Genomic DNA, 10,343 nt, shown 5'->3' with positions numbered 1-10,343 from the left:
GCGGCAGCTGCCGCTGGCAAGGCCGTCCTGGTGCCGGGTGTCTGGAATCCCTCAGGCGATGGCGAGGCGCCGCCGCAGGCTGAGGAGAGCGAGGGCGCCGGCGCCCAGCTGCCAGGCGGTACCGGGCAACGGCACGGCGGCGGTGTTGGTGAGCCGCAGATCCGAGACCGGGAAGCCGAAGCCGCTGTTGCCAAACTCCTCGCCATTGACGATCGCCAGGAAGTTCACCGAATCCCCGGCCCAGGACAGGGTGGGCCGCCGGTCGAAGGTGAAGGTGGCGAAGGTGTAGTCGGCGGCAAGAACGGCGCTCACCGGCAAGAGCGAGCCGCCGGTGATCGTCAACTGGCTGCCGTCGTCCACGTAGGGACCCATGATGTCGGTGAGCGGCGGGGGTGGCGTTTCCACGGCACCGGTGACGTTGGCCCCGGCGTAGTTGATGACCAGGGAGTACATGTCCAGGGTGATCGTCTCCGGCGTCGCGTCGTTGGTGTCATACTTGATCTCGTACGACAATGGGGTAGGCCCCTGGGCGATATCGAAGCTCCAGGCCTGGGCCGCGCTCCGGTCAGTGGCCAGGCAGGCCAGGGAGATCATGCTGATGGCCAGTGCTCTTCTCATCGTGCTCCTCCTTGGATAGGCTTTGTCCAGGACCCCTTTGGGGGCGGTCACATGACCGGTGCGGCTACTGGATCTCGATCTCGGCGGATGCCGACCGCATTTCCACCGGCGGACCCTGGCCGACGTCGGTCCACAAGGCCTCCAGGGCCGAGCCCCAGGTGGTGTGGCCCGCCGCATAGTTGCCACCGGCCGGCAGGTTGCGGGCCCGGCCGCCGTGGGCCTGGGTCGGCTCCTGGTCATGGGTCTTGAGGAAGTCGACGTACTCCCGGTTGAAGGTCTGGTAGTAGAGGGTGGCGGTGACCCGCACCTTGCCGGACACGTTCGCCGGCAGGGTGAAGCTGTACGCGGTCTCGTCCCAGTTCTGCCCGTCGGCGTACAGATTCTCCGGGATGATGAAGGCGCCATCCGCCTGGTAGGCCGCCTTGTTGTAGCCCCGGGGCGGGATGCGGTTGTCCTTCTTGATGGTGTTCATGAGCACGAAGCGGAACTTCTTCTGGTCCGGGGGCAGGAAGCTGTAGCCCTCGGCGTCGGTCACCTGCTCGTAGACCTTGGTCACGCCCGGGGTACGCTGCAGCTGGCCGCTGGCATCAAGAACCCCGTCCTCGAAGATCACGGCGCCGCCCTCGTCCGTGGCCCGGATGTGGATCCACATCTGCCGGCCTTCGATATAGCCGGTGGGCAGCTTGTGGCCGGTCAGGTTCTCCACCCGCACCGTCACGCTCACCTGCTCGCCGGGGCTTGCCACCAGGGCGGCCGGGGTCATGGTCACCGCCGCCGCCGCATCCCGCATCAGCTGGCGGTTCGCCTGCTCCGCCTGCATGAGGGCCGCTGTCTTGCTGGTGGCAAGGGGCAGGCCGCGATCCAGCCACTTCTGATCCAGATCGCCCCAAAGCAGATCCAACCCCGGATAGAGCAGCCAGGTCTGGGCACCCTTGAACTGCATGGGCTCATGGCAGTGCTGGCAGGGGGTCGTCTGCCGGAAGTCGCTCCAGTACCATTCCGTGAAGGTCCGCTCGATGGGGTGCAGCATATCGGGGATGGCCCCGTCCACCACGGTCTGGGTCTTGATGAAGGGGTTGGTCACGTCGTGGCAGCTGCCGCACAGATTGGCGCTGTTCTGAAAGGCCGCATTGCCCTCCGGGCTCGGCAGGGTATCCAGGTCCCCGAAGACGTTCTCGGTCTCCACAAAGAAGCCGCCGTTGCCTGCCGGGATGATGCTGCCGTCGTACCGGGAGACCCGCTTGTAGTTGTCCTTGGCCCGGTGGCAGAAATCGCACTGCACGCCCTCCATCTCCGCCTCGGATTCGACGGTGATGTCGAAGCCGGCATGGCCAGGCTCTTCGAGGAAGGCCGCGCCCCAGAACTGGCCGTTCAGGAAGGAGAAGGCCGCGGTGGGCGGCTCGGAGTGGGCCTCCAGCCAGCCCACCGGCGAGTGGCAGCGCAGGCAGATGTCCGCCGCCACCGGCAGCTTGTCTTCGGGCTGCAGGGAGCCGTCGGCGGCCCGGTAGATGTCCTTTTCCAGCTTGTTGGCCCGCAGGAAGCGGCCGAGGGGCGAGCGGGGCTGATTGGGCTGGCCGGGCAGGGAGTTGATGAAGGTGATGAGGTCCTGGTTGGCGACACTCAAGGTGGCGAAGAACCCCGGATCCCGGATGGCGTTGGCCATGATGTTGCCGGCCCAGTCACGGTAGAAGCCCTCCGGCGTGTCGAAGCGGGCCGGTGCCCGGAAGCCGTCGGTGATCGGCGCCAGCGACTGGCCCTGGTCGTTGGGCAGCATCTTCCTTTTGAGGATCACGTAGTCGTTGAGGTTGACCACCCCGTCGCCGTTGATATCCCCCGGGATGCCAACCCCGGTCTTGAGGAAGTTCGCCTTCAGGATGAAAAAGTCCGCGAGATCGAGCACCCCATCGTGGTTGAGGTCCGCATCATCGATCGCGCCGCGGGGCTGGGTGGAGTCCTGGGCCGTGATCTGCGCCCCCTGGACCTCCAGCGCCCCTCCGGCCATTGCCAACGACAGCACAGCAGCCAAGACCGTTCTTCGTCCCATGTTTCTCTCCTCCTTGCCATCGGGTGTTGTTGACGCACCGGCATCGCGCCAGTGGCCCCGGTCTTGCCAGGGGACCACGGCCGTCCTGCCGGCGCGCCGCTTCGGCCTGCCCTGTCCCGCCGCACCTCCGGACAGCTTTCAGGCGTGCAGGCACCTCGTAGTGGCGCAAGAGCAAGCCGCGTGCCATGGAGGGAGGAGACGGAGGAGGCGCCGATCCAACACCTGGAAAAGACGACGCAATCCGCCGGAGCAACCGGTGCTGGCCCCGGGGAATGGCCTGGTCCTGACTGGCGGGAACGGTCCTGGCGGGCGGGATTACGGTCCTGGGGTGGAAGACAGGGGGTTGGCTTCGACCGTGCGGATCCGCACCGGTCGTCAGGGGGGCTCAACGATACCCAGGAGGGATGGCGTCAGGCGATCCGGGCCACCCACGGGCAACCAGGGCGCCTGCCAGAGATGGCACCGGCACCGGGGGGCTCATCGCCACCCCATGGGCAACAGCCGAGACCGGCCAGGTCTTTCCCCCCGAGGTGCGGGCCGAGATCTTTCGGCTGTCCCAGGGCCAGCCCTGGCTGGTCAATGCCCTGGCCCGGCAGGTCGTCGAGGAGGAGCTGGCAAGCGCCTCACCCTGGTGGGAATGCAGGCTGACCACATCAGCTCGCCGCACCGGGGCGTCGAGGCCAACCGCCCACGCGCCGCGACCTCCAGAGCTGTCGCCCTGGTTGCTAAACCGGGTCGTGGACCATGTGAGCCAGGACGTCCACCACCCACTTGTTGAGGCTCTTGCCGGTAGCGGCGGCAGCGGCGGCGATCCGGCCGTGCAGCTCGGAGTCGACCCGCACCACGAACTTGCCGGAGAAGGGCTTGTTGGGCTCCCGGCCAGCCTTGGTGCAGCTTTCCAGGTAGAAGTCCACGGCCTTGCGGAAGGCGTCCTTCAGCTCGACGACCGACTCGCCATGGAAGCCAACCGTGTCGCGGATGCCGATCAGATGGCCAAAGAAGATGTTGTCGTCCGGGTCGAACTCAATCCTGGCCGTGTAGCCCTTGTAGCTCAGTGTGTTCATGGCGTCACCCCAGCTCGGGTCAACAGATCCATGGCGTCCCGCACCTGGTAGCGTTTAGCCTCCTTGCCCGGATGCGGCCGGTGGAAGTCACCCTTTTCGCCGTTCAGGATGAAGGAAACCCGCGAGCCGTCACCTTCGACCACTTCGGCGCCGAGGGCCACGAAAAGGGCCTCGATCTTGCGCCATTCCAGATTGCCGGGTGTCGGTCGCGAGAAGATGGCGGCCAGTGTCTTGCGCTGCTGGCTGTTCACGGATTTCATGATATTGCCTTGTAGTATCAGAGTCAACCTGGGACGGCAGGCTGCCGGTATGCCATGGCACGTTTCTCCCCATACAGTTGCCTGATTGGGACCCTGCCTTGTGCCTGCGGTGCGCCAGCCGGCACCACCTGCCGAGCCCCCAGCCTCACCGGGGCAGGGTGACGATGAAGCGGGCGCCGCGGCCGGGGAGGCTTTCCACCCAGATGTGGCCCTGGTGGTGCTCGACGATGCGGCGGCAGATGGCAAGCCCCAGGCCGGTGCCTTTGGGCTTGCCGGTCTTGGGGTCGCGGATCTGGTGGAAGCGCTCGAAGATCGCCTCCTGCTCCTCAGCCGCGATACCGGGGCCATTGTCCGTCACCTGCAGCCGCACCTCCCGGGGGCCATCCCGGAGCTGCACCTGCACCAGGCCGCTGCCGGCGGGTGAGAACTTGACCGCGTTGGAGAGGAGGTTGATGACGACCTGGAGGAGCCGATCCCGGTCCGCCTCCACGGTGACCGCCTGCCCCGGCAGCTCATGCTCCAGGCGCACCTGCCGGTTGTCGAAGAGCTGGCTGGTGGTGGCGATGGCCTCGGTCACCACCTCCCGGAGGTCAAAAGGCGCCATGAGCCACTCGGCGCGACCCGACTCCAGCTTGGTGAGATCCAGAACCTGGTTGGTGAGCCGGGTGAGCCGCTCCGATTCCTTGACGATGATGCCCAAAAAGCGCTGCCGCTCCTGCACGGCCACCTCCGGATGGTCCTGCAGGATCTCCGAGAAGGCCCGGATGGAGGTGAGCGGGGTGCGCAGCTCGTGGCTGACGGTGGAGATGAACTCGTCTTTGAGTCGATCCAGCTCCTGGAGCTGCTGGTAGGCGGCGGCCAGCTCCCGGGACTGCTGCTCCAGCCGGTGGCTGTACTCGATGGCCTGGGAGGTCTCGTCCAGGATCATCAGGATCCCCTCCTGGCTGATCTCCTCGCCGGCCACCACCGACGAGACCATGATCCGGGCCGAGGCGGCGCCGATCACCCCGGAAAGCAGGCGCTCGGCATGGTCCACCAGCTCGGCGTCCGCCGCCAGCTCGGCGGTGAGGTGGAGGCCCCGGCGGGCGGCATAGTCGGCGAAATCCCGGTCCGCCTGGGCCGGCCCGATGAAGCGGGCCACCAGATCCTTGAGCTCCGCGACCATGGCCTTGCCCCGCCACAGGTGCGGATCGGGGCCGGAGCGCCGGAAGATGTCCACGAACAGGGTGGCCTGGATCCGTTCCACCACCGACGGCCGGTCGATGAGGGAGACGGTCACCAGGCCGCCGATGTTGACCAGCATGCTCCAGAACAGGGCATGGGTGATGGGGTCGAACATGTCGAGGCCGAAGAGCTGCTGGGGCCGCAAGAAAGCGATGCCGAAAGGACCGTGGCTCAGGAGCTGCGCCGACAGCCAGCCGGATTGGCTCAAGGATGGCAGGAGCAGGGTGTAGATCCAGACAGCGAATCCCCCGGCCAGGCCGCAGAGGGCGCCGCGCCGGGTGGCGCCCTTCCAGGAGATGCCCAGGAGGATGGCCGGGCCGAACTGGGCCGCCGCGGCAAAAGACAGCAGACCCATGGAGACCAGGGCATAGGACTCGCCGATCAGGCGGAAATAGAGATAGCCCAGGAAGAGCACCGCCATGATGCTGCCCCGGCGGATGGCCAGGAGCAGCCGCGAAAGGTCCTTCTGCCGGAAGGCCGCCAGGCGCAGGAGCACCGGCATCACCAGGTCGTTGCAGACCATGGTGGACAGGGCGATGGTCTCGACGATCACCATGCCGGTGGCAGCAGACAAGCCGCCCAGATACACGAACAGGGCCAGGAGCTCCTGCTCCTCGCTGATGGGCAGGAGCAGCACAAAGAGATCCGGATCGAAGCCGCCCTCGGGAAAGAGCAGCCGGCCAGCCAGGGCGATGGGAATGACGAAGAGGTTGATGAGGAAGAGATAGGCCGGAAAAAGCCAGGCGGCCTTGCGGACGTGCTCCTCGGAGGTGCTCTCCACCACCAGCACCTGGAACTGGCGGGGCAGAAACAGGATCGCCATCATGGACAGGGCCATGAGGGAGAACCAGTGCGGGAAGCCGCCGGCCAGCGCAGACAGCTCCATGAGCGCCGCGGTCTCCGGCTGGTCCGGCATGACCGCGAAGAGGTCTGCCGGGCCGTCGAACATGACGAAGGTGACGAAGAGGCCGGCAGCGGAGAAGGCGAGCAGCTTGACCACGGACTCGAAGGCGATGGCGGCCACCATCCCCTCGTGCCGCTCCGTGACATCGATGCTGCGGGTGCCGAACAGGATAGAGAAGATGGCCAGAATCAGGGTGACGAAGAAGGCGGTGTCACCGCCGAAGACCGGCCTTCTGGCCGCCATGCCGGCGATGTCCGGGAAATAGTGCAGGGCAGTGAAGCTGGTGGCGATGGCTTTGAGCTGCAAGGCGATGTAGGGCATGATGCCCACCACCGCGATGACGGTCACAAGGCCCGACAAGAGCGCGCTCTTGCGGTAGCGGGAGGCGATGAAATCGGCGATGGAGGTGATCCGGTAGGCCTTGGCGATGCGGATGATCTTGCGCAGGATCGGCCACCAGAGGGTCGCCATCAGGGTGGGGCCCAGATAGATGGGCAGAAAGCCGATACCGGTGGCCGCGGCCCGTCCCACCGAGCCGTAGTAGGTCCACGCCGTGCAGTAGACAGCGATGGACAGGGTGTAGACGTACGGGTTGCTGATGATGGACCGGCCGGCGTCGGCCCGCAGGTCGCCCAGGGAGGCGATGGCGAACAGCAGCCCCAGATAGGCCAGGGAGGCCAGCAGGATGAACCAGTCCTCGAGCATGGCATCTCACAATCGGTGCTGCTTCAGACCTCGCCCCCGGTTCCGATCTTCCTGGCCCGCCCCGCGGGCCGGTCGACCACCAGGGCGATCAGGCCGATGACCAGGGCCCAGACCACGAAGATATAGAGGTAGAGGGTGGGGACGCCCCAGACGAGGCCAGGCTTGCTGAACAAAGCCAGGAGCGGGTAGTTGAGAAGCAGGGCGCCGGCGGCGGCCACCACCACCAGGCGCTCGCTGCGGCGGGATGCCGCCGGCGGCCGGCGGGCGGAGGGGGGCAAGGCCATCCCCTAGGCCTCCTGGCCCCGGGCCATGGGGATGGGCAGCCGGAGGACCGCCTCGGAGGACGAGGTGCGGTGGCCGCGGCTCCACGGGTCGCAGCCGTGCCGGGCCGCCACCTGGGAGACCGTCTGCCCGCCCGGCGTCTCCGGCAAAGGGGTGGACAACAGGGCATCCACCTGGGCCGCGGCCAGGGGCTCGCCGCTCCAGACCAGATCCAGACAGGCCAACCGCTCGCCGGGCGCCATCTCCCAGTGCAGGGGGCGAGCGGGCCGCAGCGCCTCGACGCCGGCCGCCAGAAGATCGAGCATCACGACAAAGGGGTGGCTTTCCACCAGCAGGGCCGTGGCCGGCCCGCTGCTGGCCAGAGCCGGCCGGCTCCGCTCCTGGCGCCGCTGGTTGACGAGGGCCAAAAGGTCAGGCCACGGAACAGGAAGCATCAGGCTGTCGGCCGGGGAGAGACTGTCGGCGGCCTGCATCAGGACCTGGAAGCGGTGGCTCAAGGTGATGGTCTCCTGGGCCACGACGTTCTCGAAGGCGCTGCGCATGACCGCGGCCATGGTCGGGTAGGAGGCCAGGTTCTCCACCGCGGCCCGGAGGTTGGCCAGGGGTGCCCGCAAGGTCTCCAGGCCCGCCGCCAGATCCCGTCCCGTCTGCCCGGGAGCAGCCGCCCGCGCCAGCGCCAGCGCGAAGACGCCGCCATCCGGAGGACCACCCAGAGCGGTCACGGTGCAGGTGCACAAGGCCTGGCCATGGAAGGCGGTGGCCAGGACCTTCACCCGGCGAGCCTCCCCGCCGGCGACTTGGCCCTTGGGCGGGCCCGGCAGGCGGAGAAAACGGAAGGCGTGCTCCAGGGGGGGGCGCTCCAGGTAAGAATACAGGGACGAGCCGGCAGCCAGAGGCGGGCCGGAGCGGAGGAGCGCGGCGGTGGCGGGGCTCCAGAAGAGAATCCGGGCCTGACCGTCGCACAAAAGGAGCGCCTCCGGCAGGGCGGCCAGGAGGGCAGCACAGGCCTCGGCAATGGGCAGGGCCATGGGGCCGGGGTCTTCCCCCGGCAGATCGGGCCGGGAGGTCATGGCCGGGCGAGCAGCTGGCGGATCCGTTCGACCAGCTCCCGGGTGGCAAAGGGCTTGGTGACATAGTCGTCGGCACCCATGGCCAATCCTTTCTCCCGCTCCACCTCCCGGCCCTTGGCGGTCAGCATGAGGATCTTGACCGAGCTTAAGGCCGGGTCGGCCCGGATCGCCCGGCAAACCTCGTAGCCATCCTTTTCCGGCAGCATCACATCCAGGAGCACCAGGTCGGGGGCCCGGGCCGCCAGGGCCTGCAGGGCTTCTTCCCCGCTGGCGGCGCTGCGCACCCGGAAGCCCTCCTGCCGCATCAGGAAATCCAGGGACAGAACGATGTTGGGCGCGTCGTCGACAATCAGGATCTCCTTCGGCATCGGAAGTCCCCCTCGGAACCGGACTGGGCTTGTTTCCCGGCAGATGCCTGGAACTGTAGCGGATGGGGGCACGGTTGCGCAAGCGTGCCTGGCAGGGTTATACATGGACGATCATGACCGCCAACGTCCCTCTTGCCTCGGCCGGGAGCCCGGCGGGATCCCCCGACCGGGCTGCCGGCGCCTCCCTGCGCGCCCAGGAGCGCTTCCGCCGCGTCCTGGCCGCCAGTCCCGACGGGGTGCTCATCATCCGGGAGCGGGACGGCCAGTGCACGGAGATCAACGCCCGCTTCACCACCCTCACCGGCTTGGCGCCTGAGGAGGTGGTGGGCCGCCACTGGCGCACGGTGCGTCTTCTGGACGGACCGGGCGAGCGCTCGGCCCTGGAGGACCTCCTGGGGGCGGAGGATGCGGTCGTCGACCGCCCGGCCTCCTACCTGGATCGGCAGGGCGAAGCCAGGACCTGCGCCCTGTCCGCCATGGTGATGACGGTGGACGGGGAGGCCCACCGGCTGGTCATTCTCCGGGATCCGGAGGCCCTGGAGCGGGCGGAGGCCGCGTTAAGGCGGAGCGAAGCCCGGTTCCGGGATCTCTTCCAGACCATGGCCAGCGGGGTGTGGTTCTTCCAGGTCACGGCGTCCGGGGATCGGATCCTCTGCCTGGACCTGAACCAGGCGGCCGAGGGCCTGGAGGGACGGCCCCGGGAGCTTTGTCTGAACCGGCCGCTGGCCGAGGTGCTGGCCTTCCGGGGTGCGGCCCGGCGGCTGGAGAAGGCCTTGCTGCGCGCCTGGCGGGGCGGGGCGCCGGAGACCGTTCAGATCCAGCGCCGGCGGACCGGGCACCTGGTGTCCTGCCGGGAGTACCGGGTGGAGCGCCTGTCCTCCGGGGAGCTGATTGCGGTCTGCCACGACCTCACCGCCCGCCAACAGGCAGAGGAGCGGCTGCTGGCCCAGAAGGAGCGGCTGCAGACCATGACCTCGGAGCTGGTCCTGGTCCAGGAGCGGGAGCGCCGCCGCCTGGCCCAGGACCTCCACGACCAGATCGGCCAGAACCTGTCGGTGATCCGGATGCGGCTGCACAAGGTTCGGGAGTCGGTGGCGGACGAGGAGACCGCCCGGGAGCTGGCCGAGATCTGGACCCTCTTGCAGGAGGCCATCGGCGAAACCAGGACCCTGACCTTCGAGCTGAGCCCGCCGATTCTCCATGAGCTGGGCCTGCCGGCGGCCCTGGACTGGCTGGGAGAGACCTTCGCCCGGCGCCACGGCATCCCCTGTTCCGTGGAGGATGACCGCCTGCCCAAGCCGCTGGGCGATGACCTCGCCATCGTGCTCTTCCGGGCGGTGCGGGAGCTTCTCATCAACGTGGTCAAGCACGCCCAGGCCCGCCGGATCCAGGTGCAGTGCCTGCGGGCCGGCGGCGAGATCCGCATCGTGGTGACCGACGACGGCATCGGCTTCGCCCCCGACCGGCCCCAGGCCCGGGGAGGCGCCAGCAGCGGCTTCGGCCTGTTCAGCATCCGGGAGCGGCTTAGCCATCTGGGCGGCCGGCTGCAGGTGCGCTCCGCGCCGGGCCAGGGCACCCGGGTGACCCTCTTTGCCCCCCTCACCTGACTTCTCGGCAGCTGGGAAGAGACGCGGCATGGCGATCCGGGTTCTGCTGGTGGACGACCACAAGATCATGCGGGCCGGCCTGCACTCGCTGCTGGAAAAACAGCCCGCCATCGAGGTGGTGGGCGAGGCGGAGAACGGCCGGCGGGCCGTGGGGGGGGGGCGGGCGGGGCGGGCGGGGGGGGGGGGGGTGGGTGGGG

At 68.2% G+C, this 10,343-nt stretch carries 9 protein-coding genes; 1 reads left to right on the top strand and 8 read right to left on the bottom strand.

Going from position 1 to position 10,343, the window contains the following annotated elements; translation table 11 throughout:
* Positions 1–51 precede the first annotated feature (51 nt).
* From AB1634_14625 to AB1634_14590, 8 genes are all read right to left on the bottom strand, one after another.
* The gene (locus AB1634_14625) at positions 52–618 is read right to left on the bottom strand and encodes a hypothetical protein (GenBank protein MEW6220749.1); all 567 of its coding nucleotides are present in this window, start codon (positions 616–618) and stop codon (positions 52–54) included.
* A gap of 64 nt (positions 619–682) precedes the next feature.
* Positions 683–2,662, bottom strand: a complete 1,980-nt coding sequence (locus AB1634_14620; protein ID MEW6220748.1) for a hypothetical protein — start codon at positions 2,660–2,662, stop codon at positions 683–685.
* Between the two features lie 725 nt (positions 2,663–3,387).
* Positions 3,388–3,726, bottom strand: coding sequence for a type II toxin-antitoxin system HicB family antitoxin (locus AB1634_14615; protein ID MEW6220747.1), 339 nt, complete (start codon positions 3,724–3,726; stop codon positions 3,388–3,390).
* Complete coding sequence (locus AB1634_14610; protein ID MEW6220746.1) at positions 3,723–3,977, bottom strand: type II toxin-antitoxin system HicA family toxin; 255 nt, start codon at positions 3,975–3,977, stop codon at positions 3,723–3,725. Before AB1634_14610 ends, AB1634_14615 begins: the two co-directional genes overlap by 4 nt.
* A 154-nt stretch (positions 3,978–4,131) precedes the next feature.
* Complete coding sequence (locus AB1634_14605; GenBank protein ID MEW6220745.1) at positions 4,132–6,819, bottom strand: ATP-binding protein; 2,688 nt, start codon at positions 6,817–6,819, stop codon at positions 4,132–4,134.
* Between the two features lie 23 nt (positions 6,820–6,842).
* Entirely contained in the window at positions 6,843–7,103 is a 261-nt protein-coding gene (locus AB1634_14600) for a hypothetical protein (protein ID MEW6220744.1), read from the bottom strand.
* 3 nt (positions 7,104–7,106) lie between these two features.
* A complete protein-coding gene (locus AB1634_14595) occupies positions 7,107–8,171 on the bottom strand; it encodes a hypothetical protein (protein ID MEW6220743.1) in 1,065 nt (354 codons plus the stop codon).
* Positions 8,168–8,539, bottom strand: coding sequence for a response regulator (locus AB1634_14590; protein ID MEW6220742.1), 372 nt, complete (start codon positions 8,537–8,539; stop codon positions 8,168–8,170). Before AB1634_14590 ends, AB1634_14595 begins: the two co-directional genes overlap by 4 nt.
* A gap of 113 nt (positions 8,540–8,652) precedes the next feature.
* On the opposite strand from AB1634_14590, the gene AB1634_14585 reads away from it, so the two are divergent.
* Entirely contained in the window at positions 8,653–10,146 is a 1,494-nt protein-coding gene (locus AB1634_14585; GenBank protein ID MEW6220741.1) for an ATP-binding protein, read from the top strand.
* Positions 10,147–10,343: the final 197 nt, after the last annotated feature.

It is taken from the genome of Thermodesulfobacteriota bacterium, from assembly GCA_040755095.1.
GTDB lineage: Bacteria > Desulfobacterota > Desulfobulbia > Desulfobulbales > JBFMBH01 > JBFMBH01.
The sequence above is the reverse complement of the archived record's forward strand: the minus strand, read 5'-3'. Positions and strand labels throughout refer to the sequence as shown.